The sequence below is a fragment of the Amycolatopsis sp. NPDC114504 genome (genome assembly GCF_055633595.1).
Window position 1 is genome coordinate 1077374 of sequence record NZ_JBVKDU010000005.1, and the last position, 16587, is coordinate 1093960.

Consider the following 16587-nt stretch of genomic DNA (forward strand, 5'->3'; position numbering starts at 1 on the left):
TGTCGCGTCACGCCTCCCGAGCGTCCCGCAAACGAGCTCCGGAGTGCATCGAAGAATGAGTGACAAACTGCAGACCCGCAACGGTCTCGACTTCGCCGTCGCCGACCTCTCCCTGGCCGAGGCCGGCCGCACGCAGCTGCGCCTGGCCGAGCACGAGATGCCCGGCCTGATGGCGATCCGCCGCGAGTACGCCGCCGCGCAGCCGCTGAAGGGCGCGCGGGTCGCCGGGTCACTGCACATGACCGTCCAGACCGCCGTGCTCATCGAGACCCTCGTCGCGCTCGGTGCCGAGGTCCGCTGGGTGTCGTGCAACATCTTCTCCACCCAGGACGAGGCCGCCGCGGCCGTCGTCGTCGGCCCCGAGGGCACCGTCGACGCCCCGGCGGGCACGCCGGTGTTCGCGTGGAAGGGCGAGACGCTCGAAGAGTACTGGTGGTGCACCGACCAGCTCTTCGCCTTCTCCCGCGGCCAGGCGCCGAACATGATCCTCGACGACGGCGGCGACGCCACCCTGCTCGTCCACAAGGGAGTCGAGTTCGAAGCCGCGGGCGCGGTGCCGCAGCCGTCCGAAGAGGACCCGGAGGAGTACCGGATCGTCCTCGACACGCTGCGCGCGAGCCTCGCGGCCGACGGCGACCGCTTCACCCGCATGGCCAAGGAGATCCGCGGCGTCACCGAGGAGACGACCAACGGCGTCAAGCGGCTCTACAAGCTCGCGAAGGACGGCGAGCTGCTCTTCCCCGCGATGAACGTCAACGACTCCGTGACGAAGTCCAAGTTCGACAACAAGTACGGCATCCGGCACTCCCTTGTGGACGGACTGAACCGGGCCACCGACGTGATGATCGGCGGCAAGCGCGTCGTCGTCTGCGGCTACGGCGACGTCGGCAAGGGCGCGGTCGAGGCGCTGCGCGGCCAGGGCGCCCGGGTCGCGGTCACCGAGATCGACCCGATCTGCGCGCTGCAGGCGGCGATGGACGGGCTCGACGTCGTGGAGCTCGACGACGTCGTCGAGACGGCCGACATCTTCATCACCACCACCGGCAACTTCGGCATCATCTCGGCCGCCCAGATGGGCCGGATGAAGCACAACGCGATCGTCGCGAACGTCGGGCACTTCGACAACGAGATCGACATGGCCGGCCTCGCGAAGCTGCCGGGCATCGTCAAGAACGAGATCAAGCCGCAGGTGCACGAGTGGACGTTCCCGGACGGCCACGCGATCATCGTGCTCTCCGAAGGCCGCCTGATGAACCTCGGCAACGCGACCGGCCACCCGTCGTTCGTGATGTCGAACTCGTTCACCAACCAGGCCATCGCGCAGATCGAGCTGTTCGCCAAGCCCGGCGAGTACGCCACCGACGTCCACCGGCTGCCGAAGCACCTCGACGAGAAGGTCGCCCGGCTGCACCTCGACGCCCTCGGCGTGAAGCTCACCCGGCTCTCGAAGGAGCAGGCCGAGTACATCGGCGTCGACGTCGCCGGTCCGTACAAGCTCGATCACTACCGGTACTGATCCGAGATTGCTCCATTTGACGCAGTTTGCGGCATCGGGAAAGTGGCCATCCTCCCCGTGACAGCGCATCTGCCCGGCCGGCGCGGCGGGCAGGTCCCATGCGAAGGAGTGTGTGTCAAAGTGATCGTTCTCGGTGTAATTCTTCTGATCATCGGGTTTATCGTCGGTATCCCGGTGCTTTACACCATCGGCATCATTCTCGCGGTGGCCGGTGTTGCACTGGCCATCCTGGGCGGCACCGGCCGCCGGATCGGTGGGCGTGCGCACTGGTACTGATCGAGTACTCGCGAACGGCCTGGCACGGCGTCAGCAGCAATGCTCGCCGCGCCAGGCCGTTCGGCCTTCCTTCACCGCCACGAAGGCGATGACGAGGGCCACGAGCGGATCGGCCCACCACCAGCCCCAGAGGGTGTTGAGCAGCAATCCCGCCAGCAGGACCGCGGAAAGGTAAGTGCAGAGCAAAGTCTGCCGCGAATCCGCGACCGCGCTGGCGGATCCCAGCTCCCGTCCGGCTCGCCGTTGAGCGGCGGACAAGGCGGGCATCACGACGAGCGAAACCGCCGCGAGGACAACCCCGGTGAGCGAGCTTTCCGGCGCCGCCGCGGCGAAGAAGGTCCGCACGGACTCCGCCGTGACATAGGCGGCCAGTGCGAAGAACGAGACGGCGATCAGCCGCAGCGCCCGCCGTTCGCGGGCTTCCGGGTCGCGGCCCGAGAACTGCCAGGCGACCGCGACCGCCGAAGCGACTTCGACGACCGAATCCAGGCCGAACCCGACCAGCGCGCCGGACGAGGCCGCGGTGCCGGCCGTCAGCGCGACGGCGGCTTCGACGACGTTGTAGGTGATGGTCGCCGCCACGAGCAGCCGGACGCGGCGCACGAGCACCGCCCGGCGGTCCTCCGCCACGATGACCGGCGCGCAGCAGCCGTCGGCGCAAGAGTCCGTCATGCCGGCTCGCACTCCTCCCGCGGCTCGACCGCCAGTACGACCTGGACGAGTTCACTCAGCGCGCGGGCGAGGTGCGCGTCGGCGATCTCGTACCGCACCTGACGGCCCTCGTAACCCGCCACGACGAGCCCGCAGCCCCGCAGGCACGAGAGGTGGTTCGAGACGTTCGAGCGGCTCAGCCCGAGCTCGACGGCGAGCCGCCCCGGGTAGGCGGGCCCGTCGAGCAGCGCGGTCAGGATCCGGCAGCGGGTCGGGTCGGCGAGGGCGCGCCCGATCCGGGCCAGCGCCGACTCCCGCGTCTCACAGGTCACCATGCGGTGAACTGTACATCGACCGCTGACATATCCACACGGGACACCGCGGAAAGTGAAGGGTCCTCCGGCTCCGAGGGGGAGGGAGAGCCGAAGGACCTCGTTAGTGTTAGCACATCGCCCCGCCCGTGTACACAGCTGCATACACGATCGTGTCACGCGCTTGACGCGTTCCTGACGCCGCGAAGGCCTCCCCAGCCGGCGGCGAAGCCGGTTGGAAAGACCTTCACGGATCCTGGCGGGAGGCTCAGGAAGCTTGGCGCAGCCGGGGTTTTCCCGGTTCGGCCGCACAGCCGCACCCGCGGCCGAGCGCCTGGCAGTCGACGATCAACCCGTGCCGGACGCGGTCACCGTCCCCACAGGCCGGCTCGGTGCACTCGGCGAATCCGCCTTCTGGGTGCACCACCAGCGTGCCGTGGCAGTGGTCGATGCCCGCGTCACACGAAGCACATTGCATAATCCCTTTGGTACCACCGGGAAGCACGCGGACACGGAAGGCGGCGACGGCGTGTCGGCCCGACCACCCGGACGGGATCAGGCGGACTTCGGCGCCTTCTTCCGCGCCGCCGGCTTCTTCTTCGCCGCCGGCGGCTCGTCCTCATCGGACTCCTCCGAAGTGGACTTCGCCCCGCGGGACTTCTTCGCCGCGTCCACACTGGCCTGCAGCGCCGCCATCAGGTCGACCACGTCGGCCTTCGCCGTGACCGCCGCCGGCTTGGTCGTCTCCTCCCCCGCCACCTTGGCCTCGATCATCTCCTCGAGGGCCTCGCGGTAGTGGTCGTGGTACTTCTCCGGCTCGAACACCGGCTCGGCCAGCGAGTCGATCAGCGACCCGGCCATGGTGACCTCCTGCGGCCGGATCTGCGGCGGGTCGTCGCGCAGGAAGGGGAAGTCGGGCTCGCGCACCTCGTCCGGCCACAGCATGGTCGTCATCACCAGCACGTCGGCGTGCACCCGCAGCACCGCCATGCTCTCCCGCTGCCGCACCGCGACCTTGGCGATGGCCACCTGGCTCGACTTGTGCAGCGCGTCCCGCAGCACGATGTACGGCTTCACCGCGTTCTTCTGCGGCTCCAGGTAGTACGTCCGGTCGTACTGGATCGGGTCGATCGACTCGAGCGGCACGAACTCCAGGACGTCGATCGTGCGCTGCGAGGACAGCGGCAGCTCGGCCATCTCGGCGTCGGTGATCACGACCATCTCGCCGTCGGGCAGCTCGTAGCCCTTGGCGATCTCGGCGTAGGGCACCTCGGCGCCGTCGATCGTGCAGAACCGCTTGTACTGGATGCGGCCGCCGTCGGCCTCGTGCACCTGGCGGAGCGAGACGTTCTTGTTCTCGGTGGCCGCGTACATCTGGATCGGGATGGACACCAGCCCGAACGAGACCGAGCCCTTCCACATCGCCCGCATGCCACGCACCTTTCGGAGATCGTCTTCACGCTACGTGACAACCGTAGCCCGAAACGTCCCTCCGCGACAGTGTGCCCCGCGCGCGATCTAGACCTCTGCCAGGTACTTCTCCCAGAGTGCCGGATCCAGGAACCAGTTCTGGAAGTCCGTCGGATCGGTGAAACCGTTGGCGAACCGCCTCGCGACGGCGGGGTTCTGGCCCGCGACGCCGAGGATCTGGAGCACGTGCGGAGGCGGCGGCAGGAGCAGCGCGTTCGTCCATTCGGTGACGTGGCGGGCGTACTCCCAGTAGCGCTCGAACGTGGCGTCCATCCACTCCGCGTCGAACGGCCGGTCGCCGCGCTCGACGATCGCGTCCAGGTACGTCGCGGCGCAGTGGCTCGCGTTGTTGGAGCCCTGGCCGGTGATCGGGTCGTTCGCCACGACGACGTCGGCCATGCCCAGCACGATCGCCCCGCCGGGCAGGGCGCCGACCGGGTTGCGGACCACCGGCGTGTAGCCGCCGGCCAGCGTCGCCTTCGCGTCGGTCAGCTCGGCGTCGCGGCTGCGCTCGTACTCCCACGGAACGAACTGCTTCATCAGGTCCAGGATCCGCGCGAAGTGCTCGGCCGGGCCCGGGCGGTCGTCGAAGCAGTCCAGCGGCCCGCCGGGCACGCCTTCGAAGAAGAGGATGTCGCAGTTCCCGCTGAGCGTGTACGCGGGGATCATGAACAGCTCGCCGACGCCCGGGACGATGTTGAACCGCACCGCCATCTTGTCCGGGTGCTCCGGCCGCGGGCGCACGCCGTGGGCGTAGGCCAGCGACAGCGCGCGCATCGGCTTCGTGTACGGCGAGCGCTCCGGGATCCGGTCGAACAGCTGGACCAGCTCGCCCTTGCCGGCCGAGATGATCACCAGGTCGTACAGCCGGGCGAGAGCGTCCAGTTCGGACGTCATCACGCCGTGGATGACGAGCTTGCCGCCGCGGTCCTCGAACAGCTCCAGCCAGCCGGCCATCTTCACCCGCTGGTCGACCGACTGCGCGATGTGGTCCAGCCCGGCGAACCAGTCGAGCGCGCGACCGCCGTCCGGCGCGGCCACGGACACGCCGAGGCCTTCGACGTTCACCGTGTCGGCTTCCCACTGGTCGATGCCGAGGTCCCGCTCGTGCTGCAGCGCGTCGTGGAACATGCACTGCGTCGACATCACGCGCCCGTTCCGGATCTCCTCCGGCGTCCGCGCGGACATCACCGTGACGTCGTAGTCCTTCGCCAGCAGCCCCAGGGCCAGCTGCAGCCCGGACTGCCCGGCGCCCACGATCAGGACCTTGCGCATGAAGCTCTTCTCTCCTCGTTCAGGCGTGCGGGGCGCTGGTGGCCAGCTCACGTGGGCCGGACAGCACGGCGAGCGACAGCGTGTGGCCGACCAGCTCGGTCAGGGTGGCGATCGTCGAGGCGCGGTCGCGGGCGTCGCAGGTGACCAGCGGGACGCTCGGGTCGAGCGCGAGCGCGTCCCGGACCTCGTCGAGGTCGTGCACGGGCATGCCCTCGAACTGGTTGACCGCGACGACGAACGGCAGCTCCGAGTCGTTCTCGAAGTAGTTGATCGCCGCGAACGACTCGTCGATCCGGCTGGTGTCGACCAGCACGACCGCGCCGAGCGCGCCCCGGCTCAGGTCGTCCCAAAGGAACCAGAACCGCGCCTGGCCGGGCGTGCCGAACAGGTACAGCAGCAGGTCCGGGCGCAGCGTGATGCGGCCGAAGTCCATCGCGACGGTCGTCGTCGACTTGCCGCCGGGCGGGATGTCGTCGACGCCTTCGCCGGCCTCGGTCATCCACGCCTCGTTGCTCATCGGGGGCACTTCCGACACCGACCCGACGAACGTGGTCTTGCCGACACCGAAGCCCCCGGCGACGACGATCTTCGCGGAGATCGTCAGCAGTTCGCCCTCAGGCGGGGAGCCGCTTGAGCCCATCAAGGATCCTCTCGAGGACGTTGGTGTCGTGGTGGTAGGCGTGCGCGGTGGGGTGGACGAACACCGCGCCCTGGGACGCGAGGTCGCCGATCAGCACCCGCACCACGCCCAGCGGCAGGTCGAGCCCGACCGACAGCTCGGCGATCGAGCACCGCGCCCGGGCGCGTTCGTAGAGCGAGCGGGACTCGGGCATGAGCGTGCCGCTCAGCGCCGGGTCGTACCGCGGGACCGAGACCAGCGTCTCCACCAGCAGCTGGTGGCGGGTGCTGGTGCGGCCACCGGTGAGCGCGTACGCCCGGATCCGGCGGCTGCGCCGCGGCAAGGCGGTGTCCTTCTCGGACACTGAGATCACATCCTTGTCGGGCATCGTCATCACGCCCGCGGCCGGCGCGCGGTGAGCACCTGGCGCAGTTCGGCGCGCACCTCGGGGGTGAGCGCGTGGCCGGCGTTGGTGATGAACTGGGTCATCTCGTAGGCGACCACCTTCATGTCCGCCTCGCCCGAGGTCAGCACCGCGAGCCCGGCACCGGAACCGATGCCCATGAACAGGAAGTAGCCGTGGGTGAGCCGGATGATGATCTGCTCGCAGTTGCCCTTGCCGAACAGCGCCGCGCTGTTGCCGGCCAGCGAGAGCAGGCCGCTGGAGATCGCCGCGAGCTGCTCGGCTTCGGCCTCGCCGACCGAGTCGGACGCGGTGAGGGGGAAGCCGTCCACGCTCATGATCAGCGCGTGGCTGACCCCGTGGACCTTGCGCACGAAGTCGTCGAGCAGCCAGGCGAAGTTGGCCGGTGCCGGGTGGGTGGCGCTCACGAGGCGGTTCCTCCGGGCGTCTCGTCCTGCTGGGGGCGGTTCTCGGCGAGCGCCGCCCGCTCGCCGTCGGCGAAGGCGCCGAGGTCGGCGAGCAGCTGGTCGTGGCCGTTCGTGCCGGCCGCCGCGGCCGGGGGTGGCGGTGGCGGTTCGGGCGCGGCACCGCGGATGCTGCCGGGCACCCGGCGCGGCAGGCCGTTGGCGGTGGTCCCGCCGGTCTGCTCGACCGGCCGCGGGCGCGGGGTGGGCTTGCGCGGGATCGGCGTCGGTTCCTCGCGGGGGAAGGTACCCGGGCGGCGGCGCGGGAGCCCGCCGACCGCGGCCGGCTCCCCGGCCGGTGCCTTGACCGGTTCGGCCGTGACGGTGCGAGTGCCGGACCAGGCGTTTTCGGCCAGCTCGGTGACGATGCCGGTGGGCAGCAGCACGGTGGCCACCGTGCCGTGCGGGCTGCGCCGGTCGAGCCGCACGGTGACGGCGTGGCGGGCGGCGAGCCGCGAGACCACCGCGAGACCCATGTGGCGCGCCGCGGCGTCGTCGAGGTCGCCGCCGGCGGCGAGCCGCGCGTTGAGGCCGTCGACGCGGTCGGCCGGGATGCCGATGCCCTCGTCCTCGATCCGGACGAGCACGCTGCCCTGCTCGGTCAGGTGCGCGCTGACGTTCACCGGCGAGCTCGGCGACGACTGGTTGGCGGCGTTGTCGAACAGCTCCGCCAGCACCCGGCCCAGGTCCTCCGCGGCGAAGCCGACGACGCCGAGGTTCACGACCCGGCCGATGGTGATCCGCGCGTAGTGGTCGATCGAGGACATCGCCGCGCGCATGACGTCGAGCACCGACGTCGCGCGGGCGGCGTCGTCGGCGGTCTCCTGACCGGCCAGGACGCGCAGGTTCTCGGCGTTGCGCCGCAGCCGCGTCGCGAGGTGGTCGAGCTGGTAGAGCTCGGCGAGGCGGTGGTGGTCCTCCTCCCCCGCCTCCAGCTCTTCGAGCCGGGCGAGGAGCTGGTCGAGGAGGTTGAGGTCACGCAGGGCGACGCTGGCGCAGATCTCGGCGAGCACGGCGTCGTCCGCCGGCGCCGTCTGCGCCACCACGGGCACGGGCGGCTGCAGCTGCGTGAGCGCCGGCCCTGCCGCGGGCTCGTACCCGCCGTGCTTCGGCGGCGCGGTGAGGTACTGCGCCGCCGCGACCCGCGAGCGGTCCAGCAGGACGCGTGATCGATCCAGGAGTTCCCGGGCCCGGCTGGCCATGTGGTCCCACTTCTTCCTTGCTCAGTTCGGACGCGGTGCTTCTGCCGACCCCCGGCGACGACCGACATGCAAGCAGAAAGGCTCGTGACGTGTCCACAACCCGTCCCCGCGCGATCGCGCCGAGTGAGCGCCGATCGGGAGCGTCGCTCCTGGTGAGCGCAGTGCGTTAGGCCATTCGGTTCATTTTTGCAATTTGCTGTTCGCGACACAGCGCACACGGGGGCCGATACCGCAGGCCGGGCGGGTCCGCACGACGGAATCGCGAGCGTGTCCGGTTCGCCCTAATTTTGCGGGCCGCGCACTTTTTTGCGGGGCACGCAACTTTTTCGCTACACTCCGTTCATGCCTCCGGAGGAACCACCGAAGCTGACGCTGCGGGAACGCAAGAAGCGCGAGGCCCGCCGGGCGCTCGCGCAGGCCGCGTTGCGGCTCTCGATGGACCGCGGGCTGGAGAACGTGCGGGTCGAGGACATCGCCGCCGAGGTGGGGGTCTCGCCCCGCACATTCAACAACTACTTCTCCAGCAAGGAGCAGGCGGTCTGCTCGATGGTCGTCGACCGCCACGAGGGGATGCGCGAAGCCCTGCTCGCCCGGCCGGAGGGCGAGCCGCTCTGGGAGTCCGTGAAGCAGGCGGTGATCGAGCAATATTCGCGTGAGGGCGAACCCGATCGCGCGTATGTTGCGCGTATCCGGGAGCTGATGGGTCAGCTCATGCTGCGCGGCGAGTTCCTCAACGCCCACGCGGCGGTCGAACGCGTCCTCGCCGAGACCATCGCGAAACGGGCGGGCGGGGCGGACCACCTGCTGTGCCGGCTGATGGCCTCCACGGTGGAAAGCGCCGTCCGCGTCGCCTTCGTCAACTGGTTCATGACCGAGGGCGAGCCGTTCCTCCCGACCCTGGAACGGCTGCTGGACGAGCTGGCCACCGGGATGCCCGGCCTGACCGGGGGCACCGCACCGTCACCCGGACCGAACACCACCACCACATCACTGGGGGAACCGTTGTGCTAGTCAAGCTCCTGCGCAGTCACCTGCGCCCGTACAAAACCACGTTGTGGGTGATCGTGGCGCTGCAGCTGGTGCAGACCATCGCCATGCTCTACCTGCCGACGCTCAACGCCGACATCGTCGACAACGGGCTGATCAAGGGCGACATGCCCTACATCCTGCGCGTCGGCGCCGTGATGCTCGCCGTGACGCTCGCCCAGATCGCCGGCTCGATCGGCGCGGTGTACTACGGCGCCCGCACCGCGATGGCGGTCGGCCGCGACATCCGCTCCGGGGTCTTCCACCGGGTGCAGGACTTCTCGGCCCGCGAGGTCGGCCAGTTCGGCACGCCGTCGCTGATCACCCGCACCACCAACGACGTCCAGCAGATCCAGATGCTGGTCGTGATGACGCTGACGCTGATGGTGTCGGCGCCGATCATGTGCGTCGGCGGGATCATCCTGGCGCTGAACCTCGACGTGCCGCTGTCCTCGCTGCTGCTGGTGATCGTGCCGGTGCTCGCGGTCGCGGTCGGCACGATCATCACCAAGATGCGCCCGGCGTTCCGCCTGATGCAGGAGCGGATCGACCGGATCAACCAGGTGCTGCGCGAGCAGATCATGGGCATCCGCGTCATCCGCGCGTTCGTCCGCGACAAGCACGAGCGCGAGCGCTTCGACGTCGCGAACGACCAGCTGCTCACCGTGTCGCTGCGGGTCGGGCGCCTGATGGCGCTGATGTTCCCGATCGTCATGCTGGTGATGAACGCCTCCAGCGTCGCGGTGCTGTGGTTCGGCGGGCAGCGGATCGACTCCGGCAGCATGCAGATCGGGGCCCTCACGGCGTTCCTGTCCTACCTGCTGCAGATCCTGATGTCGGTCATGATGGCCACCTTCATGTTCATGATGGTGCCGCGCGCGGAGGTCAGCGCCGAGCGGATCAGCGAGGTGCTCGACACCGAGTCGAGCGTCCGCCCGCCGGTGTCGCCGATCAAGCCCGGCACGCTGCACGGCCACCTCGAGCTGTCCGGCGTCGAGTTCCGCTACCCCGGCGCGGAAAAGCCGGTGCTGCAGGACATCTCGCTGATCGGGCGGCCGGGTGAGACGACCGCGGTGATCGGGTCGACGGGCACCGGCAAGACGACCCTGCTGAACCTGATCCCGCGGCTGATGGACGCGACGCGGGGCACGGTGAAGGTCGACGGCGTCGACGTGCGCGACCTCGACCAGGCGGTGCTCGCCCGCGCGGTCGGGCTGGTGCCGCAGAAGCCGTACCTGTTCGCCGGGACCGTCGCGAGCAACCTGCGTTACGGCAACCCGGACGCCACCGACGAAGAGCTGTGGCACGCCCTCGAAGTGGCCCAGGGCAAGGACTTCGTCGAGGCGATGGCCGAAGGCCTGGAGGCACCGATCTCCCAGGGCGGCACGAACGTCTCCGGCGGCCAGCGGCAGCGGCTCGCGATCGCGCGGATGCTGGTGCACAAGCCGGAGATCTACCTCTTCGACGACTCGTTCTCGGCGCTGGACTACGCGACCGACGCGGCCCTGCGCCGCGCGCTGGTGTCGGAGACCGCCGACGCGACGGTGATCATCGTCGCGCAGCGCGTCAGCACCATCCGGGGTGCCGACCGCATCATCGTCCTCGACGAGGGCCGCGTCGTCGGCACCGGCACCCACCACGAACTGTTCGACGGCAACGAGACCTACCGCGAGATCGTGCTGTCCCAGCTGACCGAGCAGGAGGCGGCGTGAGCACCACGGAATCGCCGAAGACCGCCATCACCGAAGCGGGCGAACGGCCGACCGCGGAACGGCAGAAGAACACCGGGGCCGCGACCGCCGGGCCCGGCCGGTGGATGGCCGGCGGCGCGCCGCCGGAGAAGGCCCTCGACTTCAAGGGGTCCCTCAAGCGGCTGCTGCGCATGCTGGCCCCGCAACGGCTCTACCTGATCGGCGTGCTGGTGCTCGGTGCGGCGAGCGTCGCGCTGACGGTGATCGGGCCGAAGATCCTCGGCCAGGCCACCGACGCGATCCTCGCCGGCGTGCTCGGCAAGCAGGTGCCGCCGGGCGTCACCAAGGAGCAGGTCGTCGCCGGGCTGCGCGCCGCCGGCAACAGCACGCTCGCCGACATCTACGGCCGCGTCGACCTCGTGCCCGGCGTCGGCATCGACTTCGACAAGGTCGGCCAGATCCTGGTGACCGTGCTGGCGCTGTTCGTCATCGCGTCGTTCTTCGGGCTCATCCAGGCCCGGCTGACGACGACCCTGGTGCAGAACGCCGTCTACCGGCTGCGCCAGGACGTCGAGGACAAGTTCGCGCGGCTGCCGCTGAAGTACTTCGACCGCCAGCCGCGCGGCGAGGTCCTTTCCCGCGTCACCAACGACATCGACAACCTGGCGATGTCGCTGCAGCAGACGCTGTCGCAGATCGTCGCGTCGCTGCTGACGGTGATCGGCGTGCTGATCATGATGTTCCTGATCTCGCCGCTGCTGGCGTTGATCGCGCTGCTCACGGTGCCGCTCTCGGCGGTCGTGGCGGCGAAGATCGGCAAGCGGGCGCAGCCGAACTTCATCAAGCAGTGGTCGACGACCGGGAAGCTCAACGCGCACGTCGAGGAGATGTACACCGGGCACTCGCTGGTCAAGGTGTTCGGCCGCCGCGACGAGGCCGCCGCGATCTTCGACAAGCAGAACGAAACGCTGTACGAGGCGAGCTTCCGGGCGCAGTTCATCTCCGGGATGATCCAGCCGGCGATGATGTTCATCGGCAACCTGAGCTACGTGCTGGTCGCGGTGATCGGCGCGCTGCGCGTCGCGTCGGGCAGCCTGACGCTCGGCGAGGTGCAGGCGTTCATCCAGTACTCGCGCCAGTTCAGCCAGCCGGTCACGCAGATCGCCAGCATGGCGAACCTGCTGCAGTCCGGTGTCGCGTCGGCCGAGCGGGTGTTCGCGCTGCTCGACGCCGAGGAGCAGGCGCCCGAGCCGGAGCACCCGGAGCGGCCGGCCGTGATCCGCGGGCGCGTCGAGTTCCAGGACGTCTCGTTCCGCTACCTGCCGGACAAGCCGCTGATCGACGACCTGTCGCTGAGCGTCGAGCCCGGCCAGACGGTGGCGATCGTCGGCCCGACCGGCGCGGGCAAGACGACGCTGGTCAACCTGCTCATGCGGTTCTACGAGCTCGACGGCGGGCGGATCACGCTCGACGGCGTCGACATCGCGAAGATGAACCGCGAGGAGCTGCGCGACCAGACCGGCATGGTGCTGCAGGACGCGTGGCTGTTCGGCGGCACGATCGCGGACAACATCGCCTACGGCGCCGACAACCCGAGCCGCGAGGAGATCATCGAAGCGGCGAAGGCGACCCACGTCGACCGCTTCGTCCGGACGCTGCCGGACGGCTACGAGACGGTGCTGGACGACGAGGGCGGCACGGTCAGCGCGGGCGAGAAGCAGCTGATCACGGTGGCGCGGGCGTTCCTGGCCAAGCCGGTCATCCTCATCCTCGACGAGGCGACCAGCTCGGTCGACACCCGCACCGAGGTGCTGATCCAGCGGGCGATGAACTCGCTGCGCAGCGGCCGCACGAGCTTCGTCATCGCCCACCGGCTCTCCACGATCCGCGACGCGGACGTGATCCTGGTGATGGAGCACGGGCAGATCGTCGAGCAGGGCGACCACGAGACGCTCCTGGGCAGCGGCGGCGCCTACGCCCGGCTGTACGCGGCCCAGTTCGCCGAAGCCATGGCCGAGACGGACTGACCCCGGCGTCCCGGTACCCTGGAAGCTCGTCGAGCGGAAGGGGTACCGGGGCGGCGATGGCGGACAAGCTCACCGAATACCGCGGCAAACGCGGGAAGGACCGCACCCCCGAACCCTGGCCGGACGGGCCGCCGGAGCCCGGGGACGACGACCTCTTCGTCATCCAGGAACACCACGCCTCCCGGCTGCACTGGGATTTCCGGCTGGAACGCGACGGCGTGCTCGTGTCGTGGGCCGTGCCGCGGGGGCTGCCGCTCGCGCCCGGGGTGAACCGGCTCGCGGTGCACACCGAGGACCACCCCATGGAGTACCTCACGTTCTCCGGGGAGATCCCGGCCGGCGAGTACGGCGGCGGCCGGATGACCGTGTGGGACACCGGGAAGTACGAAACCCTGCACTGGAACGACCACAAGGTCGAGGTCGTCTTCCACGGCGAGCGGGCGCGCGGCAAGTACGTCTTCCTCAACCGGCACGGCGACGACGGCGACCGCGACTGGACGCTGCGCCGCCTCGACCCGGCCGAACCGGGGCACGAGGACGCGCCGGAGTTCCTCGAGCCGATGACGGCCGTCCCCGGCGAGCTCCCGGCGGACGACGGCGAGTGGGCCTACGAGTTCGCCTGGGGCGGCCTGCGCACGATGCTGCAGGTCTCCGGCGGCCGCGTCACCGCGCACGACGACACCGGTGCCGACGTCACCGGCCGCTACCCGGACTTCCACAAGCTGGGCGAAGAGCTCGGGTCGACGGAAGTGCTGCTGGACGGCGAAGTGGTCGTGATCAAGGACGGCAAGCCCTCCCCCGAAGGCCTCGAAGAACGCCGCCGGGCCGACGACAACGCGGCGAGGCGCCTCAAGAAGCACTGCCCGGTGTTCTTCTTCGCCAGCGACGTCCTGCACCTCGACGGCAAGCCGACGCTGGAGCTGCCCTACACCGAACGCCGCGAGCTGCTGGAGGGCCTGCCGGTGGCCGACCGCCACTGGCAGGTCCCCCGCTACTTCCTCGGCGGCGGCGAGGACGTGCTCGGCGCGAGCCGCCAGCACGGCCTGCCGGGAGTGGTCGCGAAGCGGGCGGACAGCGCGTACCGCCCCGGCGACGACTCCGGAAGCTGGCTGTACATCGGGAACTGACGCCGTCAGTGCATCCGCGGGACGGCGACGAGCTGCCCGCGCCGGGCGTTCTTCAGCAGGAGGAACGCGACCACCACGCCGGCCGCCCCGATCCCGCCGCAGGCGAACATCCCCGCGTGGAACCCGGTGAGCGCACCCGCCGGACCGGGGTTCGCCGCCATGTTCGTCGCGATGACCGTCGAGACCACCGCGACCCCGAGCGCGCCGCCGACCTGGAACGCCGCCACGTTGATCCCCGAGGCGATGCCCGCGTCGGCCGTCGTGACGCCCTTCAGCGCGGCCGAGGCCAGGACGACCGGGCCGATGCCGAGTCCCAGTCCGAACACGACCAGGCCGGGCAGCACGGTCGTCAGGTAGCCGGAGTCGGGCGAAAGCCCGGTCAGCAGGAAGCTGCCGACGCCCATCAGCAGCATGGTGGTCACCGCGACCGGGCGGAGGCCGCGCCGGGCGAGTACGGCCTGGCCGACGTAGGCGCCGATCACCGCGGCGATCGGCATCGCGGACTGGCTCAGCCCGAACACGATCGGCGTGTAGCCGAGCACGCCCAGCGAGTACTGCGAAAGGATGACCGACAACCCGTAGGCGAGCATCGCCATCAGGGCCGTCAGCACGTTGCCGCCGACCACGGTGGCCGACCGGAACAACCGGGCGGGCAGCAGCGGGGCCGCCGACCGCCGCTCGACGACGACGGTCGCCGCGGTCAGCGCCACGAAGACGAGCGCCAGGCCGAGCGTGCGGAAGCTGGTCCAGCCCCAGGTGGGCGCTTCGACCAGCACGTACACCAGCAGCCCCAGTGCCGCGGTGGTGAGGACCGCCCCCGCGACGTCGAAGGTGCGGTGCGCCGCGGGGTCCCGGCTTTCCCGCAGCAGCACCGGGCTCAGCACCAGCATCAGCACGGCGACCGGGACGTTGACGTAGAAGAGGCTCTCCCAGCCGAACCAGTCGAGCAGCGCGCCGCCGAGCAGCAGGCCGATCGTGGCGCCCAGCGCGGCGATCCCCGACCACGCGGCGAACGCCCGGTTGCGCGCGCGGCCTTCCGGGAACGTGTCGGTGAGGATCGCCAGTGCCGTCGGCGCCATCAGTGCCGCGGAAATCCCGTGCAGCGACCGCGCGGCCAGCAGCAGCGGACCTCCCGTGGCGACGGCGGAAAGCAGGGACACCAGCAGGAACAGCGCCGTGCCGATCATGAAGAGCTTGCGGCGGCCGAGCAGGTCCGCGGCCCGGCCGCCGAGCAGCAGCAGGCCGCCGAACGTCAGCAGGTTGCCCGAGAGGATCCACTGCGCTTCGACCGGGGAGAGCCCGAGGTCCGCCGCGATCACCGGCACGCCCATGATCACGGTCTGGGAGTCGAGGATCACCATGAAGTTGGCCGCGCAGAGCAGGATGAGCGCCGCCAGGCGGCGGGGTTCCGCGGGCCGGGCGGCCGAGTCCGGCCGCGCCGATTCTGCCAGGGTCATCGTGCTCCCATGCTCGTTCCGGTCGTGCGAACGACCGTACGAACCGGGGAGCGGTGGGCTCGTCTCCCCTGCTGCGCAAGGGGTCAGGCGCCGCGGACCGCGACCACTCCCGCCACGACGACCACGGCCCCGGCGACGGCGTTGCCGGCGAACGCGGCAGCCGACGGCTGCGTCTCCGCCGCGGACCGCAGCAGCCACGGCGAAAGCGCGGCCCAGGCGCCGAGCACGGGCACGACCCAGCCGAGGAGCCGCGCGCGCCGGGCGATCGCCAGCGCGACCAGGACCAGGCCGACGACGGTGTTGCTCAGCGCGAGCACGCCCGCCCCGCCGAACCCGGCGATCCAAGGGGCGAGCACGAGGTAGACACCGGCGAGCACGACGAGGCCCGCGGGCACGGCCGTCCGGCTGCCGCTCGAAGTCGTCTTCACTCCGGAGAGGTACCCGGCGGTCTCGGCCGGTAACCGGGAACTGCCCGCAGCCCTCGTGACGGGCAGGCCCCGGCACCGGACGTCAGCAGCCGCAGGTGTAGTACGTGATGTCCCAGTGGTTGCCCTCGTCGCAGTAGAGGTTGCCGGAGCCGGCCTTCCACTGCGGGTAGCCGTCGCCGCGCAGCCCGATGTAGCTGAAGGTGTTCTTGATGTAGCTGTCGATGCAGCTGTTGTGGGCGATGTCGACCTTGTAGCCGTTGTAGTGGCTGTAGGTGCCCGACGCGTGGCCGACCTCGGTGCCGCCGGTGATGTTGACCGCGCAGCCGCTCGCCCGCTTCAGCGTGATCACCCCGGTGACCGTGGTCTGGTTGATCTGCTCGTAGGACGTGCAGGTCGAGTTCGACCGCGTGGTGCAGCCCCCGCTCGACGAGTGCGTGACCCCGGCGGCGGACAGCTGCGACGCGGCGGCCGACTGGCTGAGCTTGGTGACCTCGACGCTCGCCGACGCCGTGCCGATGGTCGCGACCACCATCGCGGCCGAAGCGGTCAGCCCCACCGCCACGCGCGCGAGCATCCGTTGTCCCGGCATGCCTTGCTCCTTCTCCTGCGACGATCCCAGACGGCGGCAGCCAAATCGGGACGGC

The 16587-nt window shown here is 70.2% G+C and carries 18 protein-coding genes; 6 read left to right on the forward strand and 12 right to left on the reverse strand.

Annotation, left to right across the window (positions count from 1 at the left end):
- Positions 1–55: 55 nt before the first annotated feature.
- A complete protein-coding gene (ahcY, locus tag ACZ7PG_RS41075) occupies positions 56–1516 on the forward strand; it encodes an adenosylhomocysteinase (RefSeq protein ID WP_470244603.1) in 1461 nt (486 codons plus the stop codon).
- A gap of 120 nt (positions 1517–1636) precedes the next feature.
- Positions 1637–1792, forward strand: coding sequence for a hypothetical protein (locus ACZ7PG_RS41080; RefSeq protein ID WP_086678182.1), 156 nt, complete (start codon positions 1637–1639; stop codon positions 1790–1792).
- Between the two features lie 30 nt (positions 1793–1822).
- Here ACZ7PG_RS41080 and ACZ7PG_RS41085 read toward each other — a convergent pair whose 3' ends face one another.
- The 9 genes from ACZ7PG_RS41085 to ACZ7PG_RS41125 all read right to left on the reverse strand — a co-directional run bounded on the left by ACZ7PG_RS41085 (position 1823) and on the right by ACZ7PG_RS41125 (position 8187).
- Entirely contained in the window at positions 1823–2464 is a 642-nt protein-coding gene (locus ACZ7PG_RS41085; RefSeq protein ID WP_470244604.1) for a cation efflux transmembrane domain-containing protein, read from the reverse strand.
- Positions 2461–2778 (reverse strand): Cd(II)/Pb(II)-sensing metalloregulatory transcriptional regulator CmtR, encoded by a 318-nt coding sequence (cmtR, locus tag ACZ7PG_RS41090; protein WP_470244605.1) that lies wholly within the window; start codon positions 2776–2778, stop codon positions 2461–2463. Before cmtR ends, ACZ7PG_RS41085 begins: the two co-directional genes overlap by 4 nt.
- Positions 2779–3022: 244 nt before the next feature.
- Entirely contained in the window at positions 3023–3232 is a 210-nt protein-coding gene (locus tag ACZ7PG_RS41095) for a hypothetical protein (protein ID WP_470244606.1), read from the reverse strand.
- A 77-nt stretch (positions 3233–3309) separates the two neighbouring features.
- Positions 3310–4185 carry a non-homologous end joining protein Ku gene (gene ku, locus ACZ7PG_RS41100; protein WP_470244607.1) on the reverse strand — a complete coding sequence of 292 codons (876 nt, stop codon included), beginning with the start codon at positions 4183–4185 and terminating at the stop codon, positions 3310–3312.
- A gap of 87 nt (positions 4186–4272) precedes the next feature.
- Positions 4273–5499 (reverse strand): styrene monooxygenase/indole monooxygenase family protein, encoded by a 1227-nt coding sequence (locus ACZ7PG_RS41105; protein WP_470244608.1) that lies wholly within the window; start codon positions 5497–5499, stop codon positions 4273–4275.
- 19 nt (positions 5500–5518) lie between these two features.
- A complete protein-coding gene (locus ACZ7PG_RS41110; protein WP_470244609.1) occupies positions 5519–6139 on the reverse strand; it encodes a GTP-binding protein in 621 nt (206 codons plus the stop codon).
- A complete protein-coding gene (locus tag ACZ7PG_RS41115) occupies positions 6114–6506 on the reverse strand; it encodes a DUF742 domain-containing protein (protein WP_470244610.1) in 393 nt (130 codons plus the stop codon). The genes ACZ7PG_RS41110 and ACZ7PG_RS41115 overlap by 26 nt, the downstream gene beginning before the upstream one ends.
- 5 nt (positions 6507–6511) lie before the next feature.
- Positions 6512–6949 carry a roadblock/LC7 domain-containing protein gene (locus ACZ7PG_RS41120; protein ID WP_470244611.1) on the reverse strand — a complete coding sequence of 146 codons (438 nt, stop codon included), beginning with the start codon at positions 6947–6949 and terminating at the stop codon, positions 6512–6514.
- On the reverse strand, positions 6946–8187 hold the full coding sequence (locus ACZ7PG_RS41125; protein ID WP_470244612.1) for a sensor histidine kinase: 1242 nt from the start codon (positions 8185–8187) through the stop codon (positions 6946–6948). Before ACZ7PG_RS41125 ends, ACZ7PG_RS41120 begins: the two co-directional genes overlap by 4 nt.
- A 342-nt stretch (positions 8188–8529) precedes the next feature.
- Here ACZ7PG_RS41125 and ACZ7PG_RS41130 point away from each other — a divergent pair, with 342 nt between their 5' ends.
- Genes ACZ7PG_RS41130 through ACZ7PG_RS41145 form a run of 4 tightly spaced genes read left to right on the forward strand, consistent with a single transcriptional unit; the run spans position 8530 to position 14058 of the window.
- Positions 8530–9198 (forward strand): TetR/AcrR family transcriptional regulator, encoded by a 669-nt coding sequence (locus ACZ7PG_RS41130; protein ID WP_470244613.1) that lies wholly within the window; start codon positions 8530–8532, stop codon positions 9196–9198.
- Positions 9192–10925, forward strand: coding sequence for an ABC transporter ATP-binding protein (locus tag ACZ7PG_RS41135; protein ID WP_470244614.1), 1734 nt, complete (start codon positions 9192–9194; stop codon positions 10923–10925). Before ACZ7PG_RS41130 ends, ACZ7PG_RS41135 begins: the two co-directional genes overlap by 7 nt.
- On the forward strand, positions 10922–12931 hold the full coding sequence (locus ACZ7PG_RS41140; RefSeq protein ID WP_470244615.1) for an ABC transporter ATP-binding protein: 2010 nt from the start codon (positions 10922–10924) through the stop codon (positions 12929–12931). Before ACZ7PG_RS41135 ends, ACZ7PG_RS41140 begins: the two co-directional genes overlap by 4 nt.
- Before the next feature lie 56 nt (positions 12932–12987).
- The gene (locus tag ACZ7PG_RS41145) at positions 12988–14058 is read left to right on the forward strand and encodes a DNA polymerase ligase N-terminal domain-containing protein (protein WP_470244616.1); all 1071 of its coding nucleotides are present in this window, start codon (positions 12988–12990) and stop codon (positions 14056–14058) included.
- Positions 14059–14063: 5 nt separating this feature from the next.
- On the opposite strand, the gene ACZ7PG_RS41150 is transcribed toward ACZ7PG_RS41145, so the two are convergent.
- From ACZ7PG_RS41150 to ACZ7PG_RS41160, 3 genes are all read right to left on the reverse strand, one after another.
- Complete coding sequence (locus tag ACZ7PG_RS41150) at positions 14064–15515, reverse strand: MFS transporter (RefSeq protein ID WP_470244617.1); 1452 nt, start codon at positions 15513–15515, stop codon at positions 14064–14066.
- 83 nt (positions 15516–15598) lie between these two features.
- Complete coding sequence (locus ACZ7PG_RS41155) at positions 15599–15943, reverse strand: SPW repeat protein (protein ID WP_470244618.1); 345 nt, start codon at positions 15941–15943, stop codon at positions 15599–15601.
- Between the two features lie 82 nt (positions 15944–16025).
- Positions 16026–16532: a hypothetical protein gene (locus ACZ7PG_RS41160; protein WP_470244619.1), complete on the reverse strand. Its 507-nt coding sequence runs from the start codon at positions 16530–16532 to the stop codon at positions 16026–16028.
- Positions 16533–16587: the final 55 nt, after the last annotated feature.

Excerpts from the sequence above, each read along its gene's own strand:
- ACZ7PG_RS41095 (WP_470244606.1), bottom strand. The coding sequence starts at position 3,232 with ATGCAATGTGCTTCGTGTGACGCGGGCATCGACCACTGCCACGGCACG.
- ACZ7PG_RS41085 (WP_470244604.1), bottom strand. The coding sequence starts at position 2,464 with ATGACGGACTCTTGCGCCGACGGCTGCTGCGCGCCGGTCATCGTGGCG.
- ku (WP_470244607.1), bottom strand. The coding sequence starts at position 4,185 with ATGCGGGCGATGTGGAAGGGCTCGGTCTCGTTCGGGCTGGTGTCCATC.
- ACZ7PG_RS41150 (WP_470244617.1), bottom strand. The coding sequence starts at position 15,515 with ATGACCCTGGCAGAATCGGCGCGGCCGGACTCGGCCGCCCGGCCCGCG.
- ACZ7PG_RS41145 (WP_470244616.1), top strand. The coding sequence starts at position 12,988 with ATGGCGGACAAGCTCACCGAATACCGCGGCAAACGCGGGAAGGACCGC.
- ACZ7PG_RS41105 (WP_470244608.1), bottom strand. The coding sequence starts at position 5,499 with ATGCGCAAGGTCCTGATCGTGGGCGCCGGGCAGTCCGGGCTGCAGCTG.
- ACZ7PG_RS41125 (WP_470244612.1), bottom strand. The coding sequence starts at position 8,187 with ATGGCCAGCCGGGCCCGGGAACTCCTGGATCGATCACGCGTCCTGCTG.
- ACZ7PG_RS41160 (WP_470244619.1), bottom strand. The coding sequence starts at position 16,532 with ATGCCGGGACAACGGATGCTCGCGCGCGTGGCGGTGGGGCTGACCGCT.
- ACZ7PG_RS41115 (WP_470244610.1), bottom strand. The coding sequence starts at position 6,506 with ATGCCCGACAAGGATGTGATCTCAGTGTCCGAGAAGGACACCGCCTTG.
- cmtR (WP_470244605.1), bottom strand. The coding sequence starts at position 2,778 with ATGGTGACCTGTGAGACGCGGGAGTCGGCGCTGGCCCGGATCGGGCGC.
- ahcY (WP_470244603.1), top strand. The coding sequence starts at position 56 with ATGAGTGACAAACTGCAGACCCGCAACGGTCTCGACTTCGCCGTCGCC.
- ACZ7PG_RS41110 (WP_470244609.1), bottom strand. The coding sequence starts at position 6,139 with ATGGGCTCAAGCGGCTCCCCGCCTGAGGGCGAACTGCTGACGATCTCC.
- ACZ7PG_RS41130 (WP_470244613.1), top strand. The coding sequence starts at position 8,530 with ATGCCTCCGGAGGAACCACCGAAGCTGACGCTGCGGGAACGCAAGAAG.